Annotated in this window: 19 protein-coding genes and 1 pseudogene; 4 read left to right on the forward strand and 16 right to left on the reverse strand. The window is 70.2% G+C overall.

The window, feature by feature from the left end:
• Nucleotides 1-219: 219 nt before the first annotated feature.
• From O2L52_RS05100 to O2L52_RS05125, 6 genes and pseudogenes are all read right to left on the reverse strand, one after another.
• Nucleotides 220-1203 (reverse strand): DivIVA domain-containing protein, encoded by a 984-nt coding sequence (locus O2L52_RS05100; RefSeq protein WP_270114250.1) that lies wholly within the window; start codon nt 1201-1203, stop codon nt 220-222.
• 82 nt (nt 1204-1285) lie between these two features.
• On the reverse strand, nt 1286-1582 hold the full coding sequence (locus tag O2L52_RS05105; protein WP_344472599.1) for a YggT family protein: 297 nt from the start codon (nt 1580-1582) through the stop codon (nt 1286-1288).
• A 19-nt stretch (nt 1583-1601) separates the two neighbouring features.
• On the reverse strand, nt 1602-2243 hold the full coding sequence (locus tag O2L52_RS05110) for a cell division protein SepF (protein WP_270114252.1): 642 nt from the start codon (nt 2241-2243) through the stop codon (nt 1602-1604).
• Nucleotides 2244-2383: 140 nt separating this feature from the next.
• Nucleotides 2384-3091 carry a YggS family pyridoxal phosphate-dependent enzyme gene (locus O2L52_RS05115; RefSeq protein WP_270114253.1) on the reverse strand — a complete coding sequence of 236 codons (708 nt, stop codon included), beginning with the start codon at nt 3089-3091 and terminating at the stop codon, nt 2384-2386.
• Nucleotides 3092-3395: 304 nt separating this feature from the next.
• Nucleotides 3396-4338, reverse strand: a pseudogene (gene ftsZ / locus O2L52_RS05120) (cell division protein FtsZ); the annotation flags it as partial.
• 76 nt (nt 4339-4414) lie between these two features.
• Nucleotides 4415-5095, reverse strand: a complete 681-nt coding sequence (locus tag O2L52_RS05125) for a cell division protein FtsQ/DivIB (RefSeq protein ID WP_270114255.1) — start codon at nt 5093-5095, stop codon at nt 4415-4417.
• Nucleotides 5096-5246: 151 nt separating this feature from the next.
• Between O2L52_RS05125 and O2L52_RS05130 the strand changes: the two genes are divergently transcribed.
• The gene (locus O2L52_RS05130; RefSeq protein ID WP_270114256.1) at nt 5247-6182 is read left to right on the forward strand and encodes a siderophore-interacting protein; all 936 of its coding nucleotides are present in this window, start codon (nt 5247-5249) and stop codon (nt 6180-6182) included.
• Nucleotides 6183-6272: 90 nt separating this feature from the next.
• Here the strand turns inward: O2L52_RS05130 and murC are convergent, their stop codons facing one another.
• From murC to O2L52_RS05170, 8 genes are all read right to left on the reverse strand, one after another.
• Nucleotides 6273-7685 (reverse strand): UDP-N-acetylmuramate--L-alanine ligase, encoded by a 1413-nt coding sequence (gene murC, locus O2L52_RS05135; protein ID WP_270114257.1) that lies wholly within the window; start codon nt 7683-7685, stop codon nt 6273-6275.
• Nucleotides 7682-8794: a UDP-N-acetylglucosamine--N-acetylmuramyl-(pentapeptide) pyrophosphoryl-undecaprenol N-acetylglucosamine transferase gene (locus O2L52_RS05140; protein WP_281846392.1), complete on the reverse strand. Its 1113-nt coding sequence runs from the start codon at nt 8792-8794 to the stop codon at nt 7682-7684. The genes murC and O2L52_RS05140 overlap by 4 nt, the downstream gene beginning before the upstream one ends.
• A gap of 2 nt (nt 8795-8796) precedes the next feature.
• Nucleotides 8797-10089, reverse strand: coding sequence for a putative lipid II flippase FtsW (gene ftsW / locus O2L52_RS05145; RefSeq protein WP_270114259.1), 1293 nt, complete (start codon nt 10087-10089; stop codon nt 8797-8799).
• Nucleotides 10086-11450, reverse strand: a complete 1365-nt coding sequence (gene murD, locus O2L52_RS05150; protein ID WP_270114260.1) for a UDP-N-acetylmuramoyl-L-alanine--D-glutamate ligase — start codon at nt 11448-11450, stop codon at nt 10086-10088. The genes ftsW and murD overlap by 4 nt, the downstream gene beginning before the upstream one ends.
• Nucleotides 11451-11485: 35 nt before the next feature.
• A complete protein-coding gene (mraY, locus tag O2L52_RS05155) occupies nt 11486-12619 on the reverse strand; it encodes a phospho-N-acetylmuramoyl-pentapeptide-transferase (RefSeq protein ID WP_270114261.1) in 1134 nt (377 codons plus the stop codon).
• The gene (locus O2L52_RS05160; RefSeq protein ID WP_344472350.1) at nt 12616-13986 is read right to left on the reverse strand and encodes a UDP-N-acetylmuramoyl-tripeptide--D-alanyl-D-alanine ligase; all 1371 of its coding nucleotides are present in this window, start codon (nt 13984-13986) and stop codon (nt 12616-12618) included. Before O2L52_RS05160 ends, mraY begins: the two co-directional genes overlap by 4 nt.
• A 45-nt stretch (nt 13987-14031) precedes the next feature.
• Nucleotides 14032-15534, reverse strand: a complete 1503-nt coding sequence (locus O2L52_RS05165) for a UDP-N-acetylmuramoyl-L-alanyl-D-glutamate--2,6-diaminopimelate ligase (RefSeq protein ID WP_270114262.1) — start codon at nt 15532-15534, stop codon at nt 14032-14034.
• Between the two features lie 65 nt (nt 15535-15599).
• On the reverse strand, nt 15600-16130 hold the full coding sequence (locus tag O2L52_RS05170; RefSeq protein ID WP_270114263.1) for a MarR family winged helix-turn-helix transcriptional regulator: 531 nt from the start codon (nt 16128-16130) through the stop codon (nt 15600-15602).
• 251 nt (nt 16131-16381) lie between these two features.
• Between O2L52_RS05170 and O2L52_RS05175 the strand changes: the two genes are divergently transcribed.
• The gene (locus tag O2L52_RS05175; RefSeq protein ID WP_270114264.1) at nt 16382-17422 is read left to right on the forward strand and encodes a hypothetical protein; all 1041 of its coding nucleotides are present in this window, start codon (nt 16382-16384) and stop codon (nt 17420-17422) included.
• 89 nt (nt 17423-17511) lie between these two features.
• Complete coding sequence (locus O2L52_RS05180) at nt 17512-18723, forward strand: L,D-transpeptidase (RefSeq protein ID WP_270114265.1); 1212 nt, start codon at nt 17512-17514, stop codon at nt 18721-18723.
• A gap of 49 nt (nt 18724-18772) precedes the next feature.
• On the opposite strand, the gene O2L52_RS05185 is transcribed toward O2L52_RS05180, so the two are convergent.
• Together O2L52_RS05185 and O2L52_RS05190 are read right to left on the reverse strand one after the other, a co-directional pair.
• The gene (locus O2L52_RS05185; protein ID WP_270114266.1) at nt 18773-19117 is read right to left on the reverse strand and encodes a DUF3817 domain-containing protein; all 345 of its coding nucleotides are present in this window, start codon (nt 19115-19117) and stop codon (nt 18773-18775) included.
• Nucleotides 19114-19509, reverse strand: coding sequence for a hypothetical protein (locus tag O2L52_RS05190; protein ID WP_270114267.1), 396 nt, complete (start codon nt 19507-19509; stop codon nt 19114-19116). Before O2L52_RS05190 ends, O2L52_RS05185 begins: the two co-directional genes overlap by 4 nt.
• A gap of 66 nt (nt 19510-19575) precedes the next feature.
• Here O2L52_RS05190 and O2L52_RS05195 point away from each other — a divergent pair, with 66 nt between their 5' ends.
• Nucleotides 19576-20484: an acyltransferase domain-containing protein gene (locus tag O2L52_RS05195; protein WP_270114268.1), complete on the forward strand. Its 909-nt coding sequence runs from the start codon at nt 19576-19578 to the stop codon at nt 20482-20484.
• Nucleotides 20485-20496: the final 12 nt, after the last annotated feature.

Consider the following 20496-nt stretch of genomic DNA (forward strand, 5'->3'; position numbering starts at 1 on the left):
AGGTAGCGGGGCCCTCGCGCGGTCCTTCGCGGCCCCTGCGGGGACCGCGGCATCGTTGAAGCATGGTGCGGCGGTGAGGGCGGCGGCGCTAACCGCGCCCTCACCCGCTCAACCATGATTAACGAGGCGATCCCCGTTCAGGTTATGGCCTGGCGAGGCCATTCTGCGGCGCTCGCTAGGCCCGCCGGAGGAGGGTGTGCCGGGAGGGGAACGGGTGGGTCACCCGCGCCCGCCCTGCATCACGAACGCGGACCGGGCGCCGGTGCGCTCGCTCGGGGGCGTCTGCTGCGGGGCCTCTTCGAAGCCCTCGTCCTCGGTGCGGCCCTGCTGGCCGTTGAGGTCGCGCAGCTGGCTCTCGAGGTAGAGCTTCAGTCGAGTGCGGTACTCGCGCTCGAAGGTCTTCAGCTCCTCGATGTTCTTCAGCAGCGACGAACGGGAGTCCTCCAGCTGGCCGATGACCTTCTGGCGCTCCTGCTCGGCTTCCATCTCCATGCGCTCGGCCTTGTCGCGGGCCTGGCCCACCAGGTCCTCGGCCGCGGCGCGCGACTCGGTGACCAGGGACTCGGACTCGCGCTGAGCGTCGTGGAGGAGGGCCTTGGACTCGCGCTGAGCCTCGGCCATCATGGTCTTCGACTCGCGCTGCGCCTGCGTGACCATCGTCTGCGCTTCGCGCTGCGCCTCGGTGACCATCGACTGGGCCTCGCGCTGCGCCTCGCCGAGCACGGTGTCGGCCTCCCGGCGGGAGTCCTCCAGGTGCTCGTCCGCGGTGCGCTGGGCGACCATGAGGAGGCGTAGCGCCTCCTGCTCGCCGCCGCCGGCGGGGGCGGAGGCCTGCTGCTCCGGACCGCGCTGGGCGAGCTCCTGCTGGAGCTGCTGCGACTGCTGCTGCGCGGCGACCATCTGCTGGTGCATCTCGTGCAGCTCGCCGTCGAGCTCCTGGAGCTGCTGCTCCATGGCGTGCTTCTCCCGCTGCACTCGGTCGAGTGCGGCGGCCATCTCGGCGTGGTCGGCTGCTCCGGGGGGAGCACCGGCGCGGAGGCTGTCGAGCTGTGCCCGAAGTTCGCCGTTCTCATCGCTGAGGCGTGCGAGCTCTCGCTCCACCTCATCGAGGAAACCGTCGACCTCGTCCTCGTCGTATCCGCGCTTCCCGAGCATGGGTTTCTTGAACGTGACGTTGTGAACGTCGGCTGGGGTCAGCGGCATTCGAAACTCCTTCTCAGCTGTTCGCCTGGCGCACAAGGCCGCCCAACACGATAACCGTGCTGCGCACCCCCGCCCGGCGCCGCTAGAGGATGAGGTTCCTGATGACTACGTCCATCAGGATCCACACGCCCAAGAGCAGCGCCAGGAACGCCAGATCAATCGATACACTACCAAGCCTGAGAGGCGGAATCACCTTCCTCAACCCCTTCAGGGGAGGGTCGGTCACGCTGTAGACCGTCTCCAGGAGCGCCGCGGACTTCGGACCGGGCTCCCAGCGGCGGGCGAACTGCACCACCACGCTGCACACCAGACGGGCCAGGAGGAAGAGGTAGAACGCGAAGAGCGCCAGATAGATCAGCTGCAGTGCCAGGTTCACGATTCGCAGTGTATCCCTCGGATCAGGGCTGGTTGAAGAACCCGCCCTCGGCGATCTTGGCCTTGTCCTCCGCCGTCACCTGAACATGAGGGGGCGAGAGCAAGAACACGCGGTTGGTCACCCGCTCGAACGAACCGCGGGTCCCGAAGATGAGTCCCGCCGCGAAGTCGACCAAGCGCTTCGCGTCGGCCTCCTCCATCTCCGACAGGTTCATGATCACCGGGGTGCCGTCGCGGTAGCGCTCGCCGATGGTCCGCGCCTCGTTGTACGTCGTCGGGTGCAGCGTCGTGATCCGGTAGTTCGCGTGCTCCTCCTCGGCCGGGACCGGCCGCACCGTGGCGGGCTCGGCCAGCGCGAGGTTGTCGCGCGTCAAGGTCTCACGGACTCCGGTGTCGCGGATGCCGGTGTCGCGGTGGCTCGAGTCGCGGGAGAGCGGTGTCACCGAACCGGATCCGCGGTTGAGCTGGCGGACGGGACGGTCCTCGGACGCGGTCCGGCCGACCCGGCCGGTGGTGCGCTGCGCGCCCCGCACCCGCTGGGGTGCCGCCGTCTGCTGCTGCTCCTCGGCGAACTCGTCGTTTTCCTCGTAGCCGTTGCCGTAGCCGCGATCGTCCTCGTCCTCGATGAGGCCGAGCCAGATGCCTGCCTTCCGCATCGCGCCCATCGATCGTGCTCCCTCCTCGGGCCGCCCCTGTTGAGTCAGGTACGCGGTCTCATCCTAGCGCCGACTCCTTACACGGAGGTGATTTTGCCCGACTAGTCAACCGTCCTCGTGCGGCTATTTGTCCTCTGCTGCCCCACACCTTACGCCATCGGTTCACGTTCGCCGAGCACGTTTCTGCCCAGTCTGACCATTGTGGCCCCCGCGAGGACCGCGGCCCGGTAGTCGCCGCTCATGCCGGCGGAGACCTCGGTGGCGCCGGGGTCGACGCGTTGCGCGGTCGCTGAGCATTCGGTAAGCAGCGCAAAGGCTTTGGCGGGGTCCCAGCCGAGCGGGGCGACGGCCATGACGCCTTTGAGGGTGAGTGCCGGTGCGGCGGTGACCGCTTCGGCGAGTGCTTCGAGGCCTGTGACGGGCACGCCGCCGCGGGCGGTGTCGCCGTCGAGGCTCACCTGGATGAGCGCGTTCAGGTTGCGGCCGTGGGCGAGCGCGGCGTTGCCGAGGGCGTTCGCGAGGGGGGCGCGGTCGACCGAATGCACCCAATCGGCGTACGCGGCGACGGAGCGGGCCTTGTTGCGCTGGAGCTGTCCCACGAAGTGCCACACCGGTTCCAGGCCGGCGGCCGCGAGTTCGGCGGCCTTGGGGGCGGCCTCCTGGTCGCGGTTCTCGCCGAGGTCGGCCTGGCCGAGTTCGACGAGCGCGGCGGCGTCGGCGGCGGGGAAGGTCTTGGTGACGGCGATGAGGCGGACCGAGTCGGCGGGGCGGCCGGCGTCGGCGCATGCGGCGGCGATGGCCTCGCGCGTCCGGTCGAGGTTGTCCCGCAACTGGATTCGGCGCGATCGGGTGGTCAAGAGCGAGGTCCTAGCGGGTCGGGAGGGGGCTTCGGTGAGCGCGGGGGTTCGCGGGGTTCGCCGGGCGCAGCGGTCGGGCCGCACCAGGGCCGACGGGCCGCCGAGACTGCTTGGGTCCCGACGGTCCGTCGCCGCTAGAAGCCGTCTTTCAGGAAGGCCGGGACGTCGACGTCGTCGAACAGGACCTTGCCGTTGCTCGACTCGCGCTCCGGTTCGGGCTTGGCCTCGCGCACCGGCTCGGGCTTCTGCTCGGGCAGGGCCGTGATCCGGCTCGGTTGGGCCAGTTCGAATTCGGCTTCGTCCTCGACGTCGAACCCGGCGGCGATCACGGTCACCCGGGCCTCTTCGCCGAGGGCGTCGTCGATGACCGCGCCGAAGATGATGTTGGCGTCGGTGTGGGCGCAGTCGGAGACGAGCTCGGCCGCGTCGTTGATCTCGAACAGGCCGAGGTCCGAGCCGCCGGCGATGGAGAGGAGGACGCCGCGGGCGCCTTCCATGCTCTGCTCCAGCAGCGGGGATTCGATGGCGGCGCGGGCCGCTTCGACGGCGCGGTTCTCGCCGCGTGCCGAACCTATGCCCATGAGCGCCGACCCCGCTCCGCTCATGACGCTCTTGACGTCCGCGAAGTCGAGGTTGATGAGGCCGGGCGTGGTGATGAGGTCGGTTATGCCCTGCACACCGGAGAGCAGCACCTGGTCGGCGAGGCGGAAGGCGTCCATCATGGAGATGGAGCGGTCGCCGAGGTGCAGCAGCCGGTCGTTCGGGATCACGATGAGGGTGTCGCACTCATTGCGCAGATCGTCTATTCCCGAGACCGCCTGGGTCTGGCGGCGCTTGCCCTCGAAGGCGAACGGCCGGGTGACCACGCCGATCGTGAGCGCGCCGAGCTTGCGGGCGATGTTGGCGATGACGGGAGCGCCACCGGTGCCGGTGCCGCCGCCCTCGCCGCAGGTCACGAACACCATGTCCGCTCCCTTGAGGACTTCCTCGATCTCGTCGCGGTGATCCTCGCAGGCCTTGGCCCCCACTTCGGGGTTGGCGCCCGCGCCGAGACCGCGGGTCAGTTCGCGGCCCACGTCGAGCTTGACGTCGGCGTCGCTCATCAAGAGCGCCTGCGCATCGGTGTTGATGGCGATGAACTCGACGCCCTTGAGGCCCGCCTCGATCATCCGGTTGACAGCATTGACGCCGCCGCCTCCGACTCCAACGACTTTGATCACGGCGAGGTAGTTGTGCGGTGGTGTCATCGCTGCTGCCTTCCTTCCCCTTCGGCCCTGGGTACGGCAAACGGGATGTGCGCGCACACCCGCTCCCCCCTTAACGCTAACTCACAGTGGGGGCATCTGGTGCGCTGACATCGACATGTTCGTACCCGCCGGCCAACAATCGATCGGCGACCTCGGCTTTCTGCTCGCTTTCGGAACCGTCGCCCCACCGGAGCGTCCGTCCATCTTCGAGATACAGGGTGACGCTCGCGGGCGACGGCGACGCCACGTGTTCGACCTCGTCGGCAAGGGCGCGCGGGAGTGCCTGCAGCACTATGAGGGTCTCGATGGTCGCCAGGTCGTCGGGCCCGGGGTCGGCGAGCTCGACCCTCCAAATAGATCCGGGCGCGGATGCGGTCTCGTCGAATACCACACCTTCCGAATCGACCATGAGAAAAGTCTCTTCATCCACCGGAACGGCCATATATGCCTCGCGTTCGGTGACGGCGACGCTCACCGCGTCGGGCCACGCGCGGGTGACCTCGACGGATTTGACGGGGGCGAGCGCCGCGACGGCGTTCGCGATCGCGTCGAGGTCGGCGCCGAGCACGGAGCCACCCACCGCGTCCCGGCCGAGCGCGGCGACCTCGTCGGGGGTGAGCACCGAGGTGCCGGTGACCTCGATCCGCTCGACCGCGAACAGCGGTGTGGTCCAGACGATCACGAAAGCCAGCGCCAGCACGCCGAGGACGCCGGTCGCGATCCACCGCAACCTGCGGTTGGGAAGCTTGCGGCGCACTACGTGGACGAGCCGCCAGGGCCCGGGTTCGGGCGTGTTCTCTGGGCCGCGCATGGGTCGATGATTCCACGTCCCGGCCCTTCGGCGGTGGCGGCTCGCCCGGCCCCTCGGATAAGGTAAGGCAAACCTTATCTACGAGGAGGAGTGCCGCGTGGCGACGCAGACCGAGGAACCGACCGTGTCCGGTGCCGTTGAGACCAGGGCCGTCCGGTCGTACGAGCTGTTCCCTGTGACGGTGCGGGCGCTGCAGCGGTTGAGCCCCACCTTCATGCGGGTGACCTTCGCCGGCCCGACGCTCGCGCACTTCGCCGACAACGGCTACGACCAGCGCTTCAAACTCATCTTCCCGGCGTCGGCGTGCGGCTTCGAGAAGATGCCCACGAGTGAGCGGTGGTACTCCGAGCTGCGGGCCCTCCCCGAGGAGGAGCAGTGCGGCGTGCGCACCTACACCGTGCGCGCGGTGCGGCAGGCGGCCGGCGAGGTCGACGTCGACATGGTGGTGCACGAGGCGCACACCGAGGCCGAGTGCGGCCCGGCGCTGCGCTGGCTCCGGGATGCGGCGGTGGGCGACGAGATCCTGCTGCTCGGCCCTGACGCGCGCTGGGACGGCCCGCACGGCGGCCTGGACTTCCACGCCCCCGACGGCGCGGAGCTCCTCATCGCCGGCGACGAGACGGCGGCCCCGGCGATCGCGGCGATCCTGGAGGACCTCCCGGTCACCGCGCGCGGCAAGGCTTTCATCGAGGTCCCCGAGGCGGCCGACGCCCTCGCCGTCGACGCCCCCGAGGACGTGGAGGTCGTGTGGCTGGCCCGCGACGGCGCGGTCTGGGGCGACAAGCTGATCCCGGCCGTGACCGAGGCGGCGCGCCGCATGGACTTCGCCAAGACCGAGCAGTTCGACGAGAACGAGGACGAGATGATCTGGGAGGCGCCGCAGGAGGTCGCACAGTGCGACGCCTACGTGTGGATCGCCGCCGAGACCGGTGTCGTGAAGACGCTCCGGTTCACGATCCGCAAGGAGCTGGGCCTGCCCAAGGAGTGCGGGGCGTTCATGGGCTACTGGCGCAACGGCGCCGCTTGGGACTAGCCCTCGGGCAGCACGGAGGGGCCGCACCCGTTCGGGTGCGGCCCTTCGTGTCGTCGGTAGGGCGGTCGTGCCGCTGACGCGGCCTCTCCGCTAGCGCAGGAGGTCCTCCGGCATGAGCTGGACCGGCGGGGCGCCCATGGTGACCACCACGTCGCCCTCGCCCGCGAGGGCCTTCACGGCGGCGGGGACGTCGTCCCATTCGGCGACGAAGGCCTTGTCCGCGTCGGGGAGGTCCACGGCGTCCAGGAGCGCCTGGCCGCCTTCGCCTTCGGGGATCGTCTCGCCGGGGCCGAAGATCTCCATCACGACCGCCTTGTCCGCCAAGGAGAGCGCTTCGGCGATGTCGGCGCGCATCTCGACGGTGCGGTAGACGCGGTAGGGCATGAAGACCACGATGAGGCGGCCGGGGGCGGCGACCTCTTTGAGGGTCTTGATGGCCTCGGTCATCGCGGTCGGGTGGTAGGCGTACTCGTCGAACACCGAGTAGCCGTCGATCTCGCCGCGCTTCTCGAAGCGGCGCTTGACGCCGCCGAACGCGGCGATGCCCTCGGCGACCGCCTCGGGCTCGAGGCCGATGTACAGGCCCACGGCGATCGCGGCGGCCGAGTTGAGCGCGATGTGCTTGCCGGGCATCGGCAGGTGGAAGCGGCCGAGCAGCTGGTTGTGGGCGAGCACGGTGTAGTCGACGCCGTCCTTGCCCGACTCGACCTCGCCGAGCTGGATGTCGGCGCCGTCGGAGAAGCCGTACGTGGCCACGGTGCGGCCTTCGGCGCGGAACTTCCTGGCGAGCGCGGCGGTGCCGGGGTTGTCGGCGCAGAGGACGAGCAGGCCGTCCTTGTCCGTGTTGCGGCCGAAGCGCTCGAAGGCCTCGGTGAGGGACTCCATGTCGCCGTAGGTGTTCAGGTGGTCGACGTCGATGTTGGTGATGATGCCGATCTCGGGGCGGAACCGCAGGAACGAGCGGTCCGACTCGTCGGCCTCGGCCACGAAGTACTCGCCGTTCCCGTGCGCGCCGGTGTGGGCGCCGATGTTCTCGCCGCCGTTCACATAGGACGGTGCGAGTCCGGCGTGCTCGAGCATCTGCGTGATGATCGCGGTGGTGGTGGTCTTGCCGTGCGTGCCGGTGACGACGATCGAGCGGCGGCCGGTCATGGCGGCGGCGATCGCTTCGGAGCGGTGCAGGACCGGGATGCCGCGCCGGCGGGCCTCGACCACTTCGAGGTGCTGGTCGTTGATCGCGGTCGAGCGGACCACCGTGTCGATGCCGTCGAGGTTCGACACCACGTGCTCGCGGTGGAGCGTGACGCCGAGGCGTTCAAGCTCGGGCAGGGTCGGCCAGTCCTTGGTCTCGGAGCCGGTGACCGCGAGGCCGCGGGTCGCGTACAGCCGGGTGAGGCCGTTCATGCCCACGCCGCCGACGCCGATGAACAGCGTGCGGCCCAGGTCCTCGGCGGTGATCCCCTCGTCGATGGGGCTCGTCAGGTCGTTGGGATCGTCGCTCATGCCTGCTCCAGCACTTTCAGTGTGTAGTTGCGCAGCGCCTCGTCGCCGGTGCGGCTGCCGAACGCGGCCGAGGCCCGGGACATCGCAGCGACCCGGTGCGGGTCGGTGATGACCGGGATGAGGTTCGCCTCGATCCAGGAGGGGTTGAGCGCTTCGTCGTCGCAGAACATCGCGCCGCCGGCGTCCACCACGGGACCGGCGTTGCGGTACTGCTCCTTGTTGCCCCAGGGCATCGGGACGAAGACGGTGGGCACGCCGAGGGCGGAGACCTCGGCGACGGTCATGGAGCCGCCGCGGGCGAGCACCATGTCGGCGGCGGCGTAGCCGAGGTCCATGCGGTCGAGGTACGGCAGCGTCCGGTACGGGACGGGCAGGCCCTCGGGGATGTGGATCGGCTCCTCGCGGCGGGCGCCGGTGATGTGCAGGACCTGCACCCCGCGGTGCGTGAGCGCTCGGGCCGCACCGGAGACCGCGTTGTTGATCGAGGCCGCGCCCTGCGAGCCGCCGTACACGAACAGGACGGGGCGGCGCGGGTCGAGCCCGAAGTACTGGCAGGCCTGGGCGCGCATCGCGTGCCGGTCGAGGTGGCTGATCTCCGGCCGCAGCGGCACGCCGGTGATGGTGCCGTCGGCGAGGATCGGCGAGGCCTGCGGCAGGTGCGGGAAGCCGAGCGCGAGGTTGTCGCTGAACTTGAGCGCCATCTTGTTGGCGACCCCGGGCGGGTCGTTGAACTCGAAGATGACCATGGGGGTCTTGCGCCGCCACGCGGCCAGGTAGGCGGGCACGGCGACATAGCCGCCGAAGCCGACCACGACGTCGGCCTGGACCTCGTCCATGACGTCGCGGGTGGCCTTCATGGCCTTGAGCATCCGCGGCGCGGTGAGCAGCAGGTCGAGGTTGATCTTCCGCGGCAGCTGGTGGGCCGGGACGTTGCGCAGGTCGTAGCCGGCCTTGGGGATGAGGTCGTTCTCCAGGCCCTTCTCGGTGCCGAGGCAGGTGACGCGGACGTGCGGGTCGTGCCGGCGCAGGCAGTCGGCGTAGGCCAGGAGCGGGTAGATGTGGCCGCCGGTGCCGCCGCCGGCGAGGACGACCGATCGAAGCTGAGGCAACGTCATGTCTTTCTGGTCGTAGTTTTCTGGGTGGACTCCGAATCGGATTCGGAGCGGGGTGCGGGCGGCAGGGGGGCCCACAGCAAGCGTACGAGACGTGAGGGGTTGCGGGCCCGCAGCGCAGTGGCGGCGTCGGGTTCGGCACGCGCGAACCCGGCCAGCATGCCGACGGCCGCGAGGATGACGACGAGCGCCGTCCCGCCGTCGGAGATGAACGGCAGCGGCACCCCGGTCATGGGGATGAGGCCGAGCACGCCGCCGATGTTGATGAAGGCCTGGCCCGCGATCCAGATCGTGACGCCCGCGGCGACGAGCGCCCGGAACGGGTCGTCCGAGCGGCGCGCGATGCGGAAGCCCGTGTAGACGAGCACCGCGAACAGCGCCAGGATCACCAGGCAGCCCACGACCCCCAGCTCCTCGGCGATGAGCGCGAAGATGAAGTCGTTGTGGCCGTTGGGGAGCCAGTCCCACTTCTGGCGGCTCTCGCCGAGGCCGAGGCCGAACCAGCCGCCGTCCGCGATCGCGTAGTAGCCCTGGATGGCCTGGTAGCCCCAGGTGTCCGCGAAGTCCTCGGGCCGCGAGAACGAGATGATGCGCTGCATCCGGTAGCCCTCGAACGCGATGAGGACCGCCGAACCGAGCAGGCCGATGGCCACGAGCACGCCCAGGATGCGCAGCGGCACCCCCGAGGCCCACAGGAGGCCCAGGAACATCGCCAGGATGATGAGCATCGTGCCGAGGTCGGCGTAGCCGATGATGATGAGCAGCAGCCCGGCGATCGGGAACATCGGGATCGCGAGTTCGCGCCACGACGCGATGCGCGGGCCCAGGCGCACCAGCGAGTCCGCGGCCCACAGGAGCAGCGCGAACTTGGCGATCTCGGCGGGCTGGAACTGGAAGGGCCCCAGGTCGATCCACAGCTGGTCGGTGGCGATGCCGCCCGTGGCGTCACCGCCCGCGGCCTCCTGCTGCTTCTGCCGGATCGACATGACGACCAGGACGAGGCCGAGCAGGATCGCGACCACCAGGAGCGGCCGGGACACCGCCCGGTAGGTGCGCGAGGGCAGGCGCTGGGCGATCCAGAAGCAGACGAGGCCGACCACGGCCCACACCACCTGCTGGAGGATCACCGCGAACGGGTCGCCGGTGGCCTCGTAGGACTCGACCATGGTGGCCGAGAAGACCATCACGAGGCCGATGGTGAGCAGGAGCGCCGAGGAGGAGAGCAGCAGGTAGTACGAGGCGAGCGGCCGGTCGAGCAGGCCGCGCAGCAACTCGGTGAACCCGCTCCTCACTCGGCCTCACCCTCGATCAGGGCGCGCGCAGCGGCGGCGAACGCGTCGCCGCGGTGCGCATAGGAGGTGAACATGTCGTAGGAGGCCCCCGCCGGGGAGAGGAGCACGGTGTCCCCCGGTTCGGCCAGTGCCGCAGCGTGCGCGGCGACTTCGGTCATCACCGCATCGTCCCGGCCGTCGAGCACGACCACCGGGAGGCCCGGGGCGTGTCGCGCGAGCGCCTCCGCCACGAGCGCGCGGTCCTGTCCGATGAGGACGGCGCCGCGCATCTTCGGGGCGTACTGGGCGATGAGGCCCTCGACGTCGACGCCTTTGAGCTGCCCGCCCGCGACCCACACGATGGAGTCGTAGGAGGCGAGCGCGGCGGCGGCGGCGTGCGGGTTGGTGGCCTTGGAGTCGTCGACCCAGGTGACGCCGGCGTGCTCGACGAGCGTGACGTTGCGGTGCGGCTCGGGCACGTACTTGCGCAGGGCGTCGCCGATGTCGGCGTGGGAGACGCCGGCCAGGCGGGCGAGCGCGGCCGCGGCGAGGGCATTGGCCACGTTGTGCCAGCCCGCCGGGTGGACGTCGTCGACCGAGCAGATCTGCACCGGCTCAGGGCCGGTGTAGTCGACCAGGAAGCCCAGGGCCACACCGAACTGACCGCGCTCGGGGTGGTTGAGGGTGAACCCGGTGACCTCGGCGTCGGTGTGCTTGGCGAGGGCCACCACGGACGGGTCGTCGAGGTTGGCGACCGCCCGGCCGCCGCGCCAGACGGCGGCCTTGGCCTCGGCGTAGGCGTCGAAGCTCCCGTGCCAGTCGAGGTGGTCGGGGGCGAGGTTGAGCACGGCCCCGGCGGTCGGGGCGAGCTCGGACGACCAGTGGAGCTGGTGGCTGGAGAGCTCGACGGCGAGCACGTCGAAGGGGCCGTTGGCGGTGTGCACGAGCGGGACGCCGATGTTGCCGACCGCGGCGGTGCGCAGACCGGCTTGTTCGAGCATCGCGGCGAGCATCGTCGTCGTGGTGGTCTTGCCGTTGGTGCCGGTCACGGCGAGCCAGCTCGCCGCGCCGGGTTCGCGCAGGCGCCAGGCGAGCTCGGGTTCGGAGAACGCCTCGATCCCTGCATCGCTCGCGGCCTTGGCGATCGGGTGGTGCGGCGGGAAGCCCGGCGAGAGCACCACCTGCTCGACGCCGTTGAGCAGCGCGGGGTCGAAGTCGGCCGCGACCACGCAGGTCGCGCCGCGGGCGGCGAGCGCCCGCATCCGCTCGGAGTCCTCGCGGTCGTACACGGTGACCGCGGCACCGCGGGAGAGGAGGACGTCGGCGCACGCGGCTCCGGCGACGCGGGCCCCCGCGACGAGCACGTTGTCGGCGATCCGCATCCTCGGCGATTCTTGCGAGTCGTCCATCGCCATGGCTAACCCGCGATCCGCAGGAAGTCGGCGAAGAAGAAGCCGAGGGCGAGCGCGGTGCAGATGCCGGCGATGATCCAGAAGCGGACCACGATGGTGACCTCGGACCAGCGGTTCTCGCCGAGTTCGAAGTGGTGCTGGATCGGCGACATCCTGAAGACCCGCCTGCCGGTGAGCTTGAAGCTCGTCACCTGGATCATGACGCTGGCGGTGGTGATGACGAACAACGCGCCGAGGATCGGCAGGAGCAGGATCGTCTTGGAGGCGAAGGCGAGTCCGGCGATGAGCGCGCCGAGGCTGAGCGAGCCGGAGTCGCCCATGAAGATCTGGGCGGGCGAGGTGTTCCACCACAGGAAGCCGAACATGGCACCGGCGGCGGCGCCGGCGATGAGGGCGATCTCGAGGGGGTCGCGCACGTCGTAGCAGAGGTTGTCGGCGGGCTGGGCGCCGCCGCACCAGTGGCGGTACTCCCAGAAGCCGATGATGACGAAGGCGACGAACGCCATCATGGAGGCGCCGGTGGCGAGGCCGTCGAGGCCGTCGGTGAGGTTGACGCCGTTGGCGGTGGCGTTGACCAGGAGCACGATCAGGATGACCATGCCGATCTTCGTCAGCGGGATCTCGCCGATGTCGCGGGTGAAGGAGAGGTACGGGGTCGCGACGGTCTCGGAGATCTCCCGGGAGTCGATGGAGCCGGTGTAGTAGACGGCAAGGATGCCGAAGATCGTGGCGGCGATGGTGAGGCCGAAGACCTTCGCGCGGCCGGAGATGCCGCCGGAGTGCTTGCGGCGGATCTTGAGCCAGTCGTCGATGAAGCCGACGAAGCCGCAGGTGACGAAAAGTCCGATGAGGACGATGCCGGTGGCGGTGAAACCGGTGGGGCGGTTGAAGGTGACGCCGTCGATGTTCTCGGGGAGGGCCATGAGCACGAGGTGGCCGGCGACGTACGCGAGGACCGTGGTGAAGATGAAGACGACGCCGCCCATGGTGGGGGTGCCGGCCTTGGCGAGGTGGGTCTGGGGGCCGTCGGAGCGGATGGGCTGCCCCGCCTTCAAGCGGCGGAAGAGCTTCGCCGCGAGCGGCGTAAGCGCCATGGTGAGCGCGAACGCCACGAAAGCGGCGACGATTACGGCTCTCACTGGTCTGTGTCCTCCTTGGCGCGCAAGTGGTCGGCGACGTCCCAGGTCCGGTATCGGGAGCCTTTCACCAGGACGGCGTCGCCGGGGCGCAGCCGGCTTTGCAGCAGCGCGATGGCTGCGGCTTGATCGGGTACGTGGGTAGCGGTGACGCCGTCGGCACCGTCGACGATGGGCTCGGTGCCTGCACCGATGGCGATGACCTCGTCGATGCCGGCGTCGCGGGCCTGCTCGCCGAGGCGGCGGTGGCAGGTCTCGCTCTGCTCTTCGAGGTCGGCCATGAGTCCGAGGACCGCGATGCGGCGGCCCTCGGTGGGGAGCTGCCCGAGGGTGCGGACGGCCGCGCCCATCGAGGCGGGATTGGCGTTGTAGGAGTCGTCGATGACGGTCGTGCCGTCCGGGCGGGTGAAGACGTCCATGCGGCGTTCGGAGAGCCGGCCGGCGCGGGAGAGGCCCTCGGCGATCTTCTCGGTGGTCTGGCCGAGCTTCCAGAGGACGCCGGCGGCTGCCAGCGCGTTGTAGATGTGGTGGTCGCCCCACAGTCCGAGTTGGACGCGGGCTTCGCCGTCGGGGGTGACCAGGGTGAAGGCGTGTCGGCCGTCGCGCGGGTCGACGTCGGCGGCGGTGATCTCGGCGGGTTCGCGGATGCCGAACCGCCATGCGGTCGCCGCGGTGGCCGCCTCCATGTCGGCGACGCGGGGGTCGTCGGCGTTGAGGAATACGTTGTCGTCGGCGCCGAGGAACTGCGGCAGTTCGCTCTTGGCCTTCGCGGTGGTCTCGATGGAGCCGAAGCCGTCGAGGTGGGAGATGCCGACGTTGAGGACCGCGCCGATGGTGGGCGGGGCGATCTCGCACAGCTGGGTGATGTGCCCGAGGCCGCGTGCGGCGAGTTCGAGCACGAGGTACTCGGTGTCGGGCTCGACGCGGCAGACCGTGTACGGGTGCCCGAGCTCGTTGTTGAAGTTGCCTTCGGTGGCCACGGTGGGGCCGAGGTCGGCGCAGAGCTGGCCGATCAGGTCCTTGGTGGAGGTCTTGCCGTTGGAGCCGGTGACGCCGATGATCTGCGCTTTCGAAGCGGCGGCGACGTGCTTGGCGAGCTTGGTGAGCGCATCGATGCCGTTTTCGACGTAGACCGCCGGGGTGTCGATCGGGCGGGTGGCGATGGTCGCGAGCGCGCCCTGGGCGGCGGCCTTCGCGGCGAAGTCGTGGCCGTCGACCTTGTCGCCGGGGATCGCCAGGAACAGTCCGCCGGGCCCGGCCTTGCGGGAGTCGAACTCGACGCCGCCGGTGACGACCGCTTCAGGATCGGCGGTCTCGCTGAGCTTGCCGTCCATGACGGCGGCGACCTGGGCGAGGCTCATGGGGATCACGCGGCGGTCTCCTCCTGTTGTGAGTGCGTGCGGTGTTCGGGACTATCACGCTTCAACGTCGTGCGCAGGTTTCACCCCGGCGGCATCGCGTAGTGCGCGCGCCAGGAGTTCCCGGTCGTCGCCGGCGACGGGGCCCGCGGCGGTCTCGGTGACGGTCTCGTGGCCCTTGCCGAGGAGGGCGATGGTGTCACCGGGCGCGGCCAGTGCGGCGGCCTCGTGGACGGCGGTTTCCCGCCCCGGGATATTACGGCAGGGCACGCCTTGGACGGCGGCGGCCACCTCGTCGCGGATGCGGGCCGGGTCCTCGGTGCGGGGGTTGTCGTCGGTGACGATGACCAGGTCGGCGGCGCGTGCGGCGGCCGCGCCCATGAGGGGGCGCTTGGAGCGGTCGCGGTCGCCGCCTGCGCCGAGGATGGCGATGACCTTGCCGGGGGTGGAGTCGCGGAGCGCTTCGAGGACGGCGGTGATGGCCTCGGGCTTGTGGGCGTAGTCGACGACGCCGCGCACGGGGCCGTCGCCGGAGACGAGTTCCATGCGGCCGGGCACGCCGGTGCAGGAGGCGACGCCGGCGAGGGCGACGTCGGTGCCGATGCAGACGGTTTCGAGGAGGGCCACGGCGAGCACGGCGTTGGCGACGTTGTGCCGGCCGGGCATGTTGACGCGGCCGGTGCCCGAGCCCTTCGGTCCCGAGTACTCGAAGGTCTGGGTGAACCCGTCGCCGGCGATGTCGTGGGCGTAGTGGTCGGCGGTCGGGTCCTGCAAGGAGAAGGTGCGGTTGATGCCGTCGGCGAGCGTCGCCACGCGGGGGTCGTCGGCGTTGAGGATCTCGTGCTCGGCGCGGCCGTCGAAGAGCTTCGCCTTCGCGGCGAAGTAGTCGTCGAGGTCGGCGTGGAAGTCGAGGTGGTCGGTGCCGAACATGGTGAATCCGACGGCCTTGAAGCGGCAGCCGGCGACGCGCCCGAGCGCGAGGGCGTGGCTGGAGACCTCCATGACCGCGTTCTCGACGCCGCGTTCGACCGCGATCGCGAGCAGCGCCTGGAGTTCGGGGGCCTCGGGGGTGGTCCGCTCGGTCTTGATGCGCTCCCCGGCGATCCGGGTCTCGACCGTGCCGATGATGGCGGTGGTCCGCTTCGCGTACGCGAGGCCGGCCTCCACGAGGTACGCGGTGGAGGTCTTCCCGTTCGTGCCGGTGATGCCGATGAGGTTGACGTGCTCGGACGGGTTGCCCCAGACGCGGGCGGCGATCTCGCCGGTGAGCGTGCGCGGGTCGGCGGCGACGAGGACCGGGAGCGTTCCGGCGGCGAGTGCGGCGCCGCGCTCGTCGGTGAGGACGGCCACCGCGCCGCGCTCGGCGGCCTGGGCGCAGAACTCGGCGCCGTGGCGGTTGGTGCCGGGCAGGGCCGCGAAGAGGTCGCCGGGCTCCACGGCGTCGGCGGCGAGACTCACACCGGTGAGGTCGAAGTCCAGTTCCCGGGCTTCGGGGAGGAGGTCGGCCAGGCCGTCGATTCGGTAGGGGACGGTCGTCTCAGGACGCGGAAAGCTCGGCACGGCCTGACCCTACACCGGCACGCACCGTCTGCGAGCCTTACACCGGCGGGGCGCACCGAAAGCGGTTACGACAGCTCAGGCGCGTGCTCCGGGCCCCGGTGGTCCGGGTGGCCGATGGGGTTGCGGTCGTGGTCGTCGAGGTTGTCCGACCAGGTGCCGAGGAGCTTGTCGAGCTCGGCGGCCTGGTCGCAGTTGAGCGAGTCGAGGAAGAGCTCGCGCACCAGCGAGAGGATGCAGGGCGCGGCGCGCTCGAGGCGCTCGGCGCCCGCGTCGGTCAGGTGCACCCAGATGCCGCGGTTGTCGCGCCCGCACTTGCGGCGCTCGACCAGGCCCATCTCGGAGAGCTTGTTGATCTGGTAGGTGACGGCGCTCTTGGCGGTGACGATGCGGTCGGCGAGCTCGCTCATGCGCATCGCGCGCTCGTCGCTGTCGGCGAGGCGCACCATGATCTCGTACTGGGTGTGAGTGATGCCGTGCTGCTCCTGGAGCCGCCGGTCGATGTGGTGCTCGAGGCGGTGGGTGACGTGGAGGAACCGGGTCCACACGGCGTTCACGTCAGGGGCGAGCCAGCGGCTCTCGAAGTCTCCCGCGCTCATGGGCGGCCCTCCTTCCTCGGTTTCGGCGCCAGCCCGCGCGGCTGGTTCGAATTCGAACAATCCTATCAGGCGGTACGAAGATGAACGGCTCATGAGTTAGCCACGCCATAGCCGTGTCGGAAACCCGGTAGTTCCGCGACTACCAGTGGTTATGCGTAAAGACCCGCTGCATTCGAGGAATCCTCCCGTTCTAGGCTGTACGCCGACCATCCAGTCCAATCGGCTCCGAGCAACCGAAGGACCCTCAAGCCTTGAACGCCGGCACATCCTCCCCCGCGCGCGCACGCGCCCCGCGATCCCTCCTCAGCGACGCCAAGCGCGTGCTCTCGCTCCCCATCGTGGCGCTCGCCGGCGTGGTCTTCCTGGTCGCGCCCGCCTCGCAGTCCTCCGCGCAGGAAGAGGAGGGCGCCTCGGACGCGCTCAGCAACGCCATCGCGGCCTACCTCGACGCGCAGGACGAACTCAACGCGCTCAAGCAGCAGCAGGAGGACCTTGAGCAGGAGCTCGAGGACTCCGAGGCCGAGTCGATCGAGCTCCAGGCCGAACTGGACGAGTACGCGTACACCGCGTCCATGACCTCCGAGGTCCAGTCCACCGCCGCGCTCATGGCCTCGGGCGACCCGCAGAACGCCGTCGCCGCCATGGAGCTGCTGCAGTTCCTCGGCGAGTCCCGCGCCGACCGGTTCAACGAGCTGGTCACCCGCCTCCAGGAGATCGAGGCCACCCGCGAGACGCTCGCCGACAACATCGAGGAGCAGGAGGAGACCGCCGAGGAGATGGAGGCGGCCCGCGACGAGGCCGCCCTGGAACTCGCGGCCTCCGGCGGCGACGACGCCGTCGGGCCCTCCGCCTCGGACGCGCCCCCCGCCGAACCCGCCCCCCGCAACTCCGACGGGACGCTGCCCGGCGAGGGCTGCTCCGAGGACGACCCGACCACGGACGGCTGTCTGAGCCCGCGCACCCTCCACGCCCTGTCCCAGGCCCAGATCGTCGGGTTCACCCGCTACGTGGCCTGCTACCGGCCGTCCTCCTTCGGCGAGCACGGCAAGGGCCGGGCCTGCGACTTCTCCTCCGAGCCCGACGGCTTCCGCGGCGACGCCCAGGGCGAGGACTACGAGTACGGCCAGAACCTCGCGGCCTGGTTCGTCGAGAACGCCGACGCGCTCGGCGTGCAGTACGTCATCTGGTACCGCCAGATCTGGATGCCGAGCAGCGGCTGGAAGTCCTACTCCGGCGCCTATGGCGACCCCAACACCGACCACACGAACCACGTGCATCTCAGCATTCGCTGAACGGCGCATTCGGTTGTCTTGACCTGGGGCCGAATAGGTCACAGGTGCGAAGTAGACGACCTGTCGCCGCCCCTGTGTACCGTGGTTCCATGAGTTTCGGACCGTCCTCCCTCTCCCGCCGCGGCGCACTCGCGGCCGGAGGCCTCGCCGTCGTGGGTATCGCGGCGGCCTGCACGAAGGAATCGGGCACCATCGGCGAGGGCGACGACGCGTCCTCTGAAGCGCCGCAGAGTGCCGCGAAGGTACAGATCACACCCGCCGACGGCGCCGCCGACGCGACCGCCGCGACCGAGGTCTCCTGGACCGTCGAAGCCGGCGAGTTCAAGGAGTTCACGCTCACCGACGCCGCGGGCGCGGCGGTCGAAGGGGCCATGCACCCCGACGGGACCACCTGGGTCCCCGCCAGCCCGCTCTCCTGGGAGACGAGCTACACCGCCACCGTCACCGCCGACGACGCGGCGGGCCTCACCGCCACCGCGACCTCGACGTTCACCACGATCCCCTCCCCCGGCGACCGGGTCGGCATCGAGAACTACCTGCCCGGCCAGGACTCCACGGTCGGCATGGGCGCGATCCTCGCGTTCCGCTTCACCGACCACGAGGTCCCCGAGGACCTGCGGGCCTCGGTCGAGCGGCGCCTCTTCGTCACCTCCGAACCGGCGCAGGAGGGCTCCTGGCACTGGATCACCGGGCGGGCCCTGGAGTACCGGCCGAAGGAGTTCTGGCAGCCCAACACCGCCGTCTCGGTGCGGCTCGCCATCGGCGGCCTCGACATCGGCGAGGGCCGCTACGGCGAGTTCGACGCCGAGACCGCCTTCAACATCGACGCCGAGGCGCGGTACCTCGAGGCGGACAACAACACCAAGCAGATGCGGGCCTTCCGCGACGGCTCGATCGTGCAGACCATCCCGATCTCCCTCGGCTCCGACACGCCCATCGAAGGCCACGACGCGCGCTCGTACTCCGGCACCATGACCATCATGAGCCGCGAGGAGGAGTCGACCTTCGTCTCCGAGGTGTACGACTACGAGACCCCGGTCAAATGGGCGATGCGCCTGACCTTCTCGGGCCAGTTCATCCACGGCGCGCCCTGGGCGACCGACCGGCTCGGCGTCTCGAACGGCTCCCACGGCTGCCTCAACGTCTCGGACGAGATGGGCGAGTGGCTCTACAACTTCGTGCGCTGGGGCGACCCGGTGATCGTGACGAACACCGGCCGCGACGTGCCGCAGGGCGACGGCTTCACCGCCTGGACCCTCGACTGGGACTCGTTCAAGGCGGGTTCCGCACTGCAGGCGTGAGCAAGGGAAAAGCCCGGCGAGCCGATGCTCGCCGGGCTTTTCCGCAGCTTCAGACCGGTTCCTCGGTGCGAACCTTCGGGTCGGCGGCCTGCGGGTGCTCCTCGAGGATGCGGCGGTGCGCCCAGCGCTCGACGAAGAACGAGGCGATCGGCACGGTCCCACCGAGCATGAGGCCCACCGTCTGCGGCCAGAACTTCCAGCCCGCCTGCTGGGCGAGGTGGAAGGCCAGCACCAGGTAGACCATGTAGCAGAGGCCGTGGATCGGGCTGATGACCGAGACCATCGTGTCGTTGTGCGCCAGGTACTTGAGCGGCATCGCCACGAACATGAGCAGGATCAGGAACGTGCCCACGATCCAGGCGACGATCCGGAAGCGTTTCAGAGCGGCGTTCATGCGGGGCTCCCCTGAGCTCTCTGGTCCAGTGACGGTTCGGTGTCGGCGTGCCGGGCCCGCGGCTCATCGCGAGCCGCTGCACCGCGCTCATTATCGTCGCGGCGGGCCGCGACGATGGCGGCCTCGAACGGCGAGGTCATCGGCGGCGGCTCTGGCTTCCCGCGCCGCGCCGCCGCGGGGTCGTCCTTGCGCAGTTCGAGGCGCATCTGCCGGATCCACAATGCGAGCGTGAAGAGCGCGAACAGCGGCCATTCGAAGGCGTATCCCCAGCTGATGGCGTTGCCGCCCTGCGCGCGGGAGAGCTGCCACCAGCCGAGCAGCCCGAAGGCGACCGTCAACACCACCGCGAAGCAGTGGAGGACGATCCAGGGAGGCGTCAGCAACCGTCGCACAGAGCCCAGACTAGGGTGACCGACCCGATGTTGCCGCCGGGGGTCCGGGCGTGGTGACATAGGCCGGTGACTCAGGACCTGCCGCTCCCCGGCGCCGTGAAGGCGTACCCCGAACCCGACGCCGCCGCCGTCCGCGAACTCCTCATCGACTGGTGCGGCGCCGAGACCGAGGACGCCGACGATGCCGCGAAGGCGCTCGGCGCGCTCGACCCCGACGCCCGCGAGACCGCCGACCGGCTCTACCAGTCGATCGTCGCCGACATGGGCGGGCGCAAATGGCTGACCTGGCCGAAGGCTTCGCAGGAGCACCCGCTGCTCGGCGCGTACCCGCTGCTCGCGGCGATCCCGGACATGCTCGCCTACCACCGCGAGCACCGCGTCGACGAGGACCTCTCGCGCCGGCTCCTGCTCGACATCGGCGAGAAGCTGCGGCTCAACCGCCGGATCTACGGCCGGGCCGGACTCGACGTCGCGCACTGGTTCACCGGGCACCTGCGCGGGTCGCTGTTCCAGCTCGGGCGGCTCCAGTTCTGCGTCGAAGGCGACGACGCGAACCCGTTCCTGGGCGTGCACATCCGCGGTGAAGGCGGCCCGCTCACGCTCGACGCCGTGAGCGACTCCGTCGAATGGGCGCTGGAGTTCTTCCCCGCGGTCTTCCCCGAGCGGTTCGACGGGCCCGAGGACCTCGTGTTCAAGTGCGAGTCCTGGCTGCTCGACCCGCAGCTGCGCGACTGGCTGCCCGAGCGGTCGAACATCACCGGCTTCGCCGCGCTCTTCGACATCGAAGCGGCCGTCGGCGCCGAGGGCAACCGGACCGACCTATGGCGGTTCGTGTTCGCGCGCACCGAGGACACACCGGTGGCGGAACTGCCGCAGGACAACACCCTCCAGCGCTCGGTGCTCGCCGGGATCGAGGCCGGCGTGCCGTGGCGCGGACGCCTCGGCCGCCTCAACCTCGCCAGGCTCGGCCTCTGAGACCCGAACCGC

This window comes from Glycomyces algeriensis, from assembly GCF_027622855.1.
GTDB classification, from domain to species: Bacteria; Actinomycetota; Actinomycetes; order Mycobacteriales; family Micromonosporaceae; genus Glycomyces; species Glycomyces algeriensis.

Coding starts and splice junctions, on each gene's coding strand:
- O2L52_RS05100 (WP_270114250.1), bottom strand. CDS start 1,203: ATGCCGCTGACCCCAGCCGACGTTCACAACGTCACGTTCAAGAAACCC.
- O2L52_RS05110 (WP_270114252.1), bottom strand. CDS start 2,243: ATGGGCGCGATGCGGAAGGCAGGCATCTGGCTCGGCCTCATCGAGGAC.
- murC (WP_270114257.1), bottom strand. CDS start 7,685: ATGAGCGACGATCCCAACGACCTGACGAGCCCCATCGACGAGGGGATC.
- murD (WP_270114260.1), bottom strand. CDS start 11,450: ATGCGGATCGCCGACAACGTGCTCGTCGCGGGGGCCCGCGTCGCCGGA.
- O2L52_RS05170 (WP_270114263.1), bottom strand. CDS start 16,130: ATGAGCGCGGGAGACTTCGAGAGCCGCTGGCTCGCCCCTGACGTGAAC.
- O2L52_RS05180 (WP_270114265.1), top strand. CDS start 17,512: ATGAGTTTCGGACCGTCCTCCCTCTCCCGCCGCGGCGCACTCGCGGCC.
- O2L52_RS05185 (WP_270114266.1), bottom strand. CDS start 19,117: ATGAACGCCGCTCTGAAACGCTTCCGGATCGTCGCCTGGATCGTGGGC.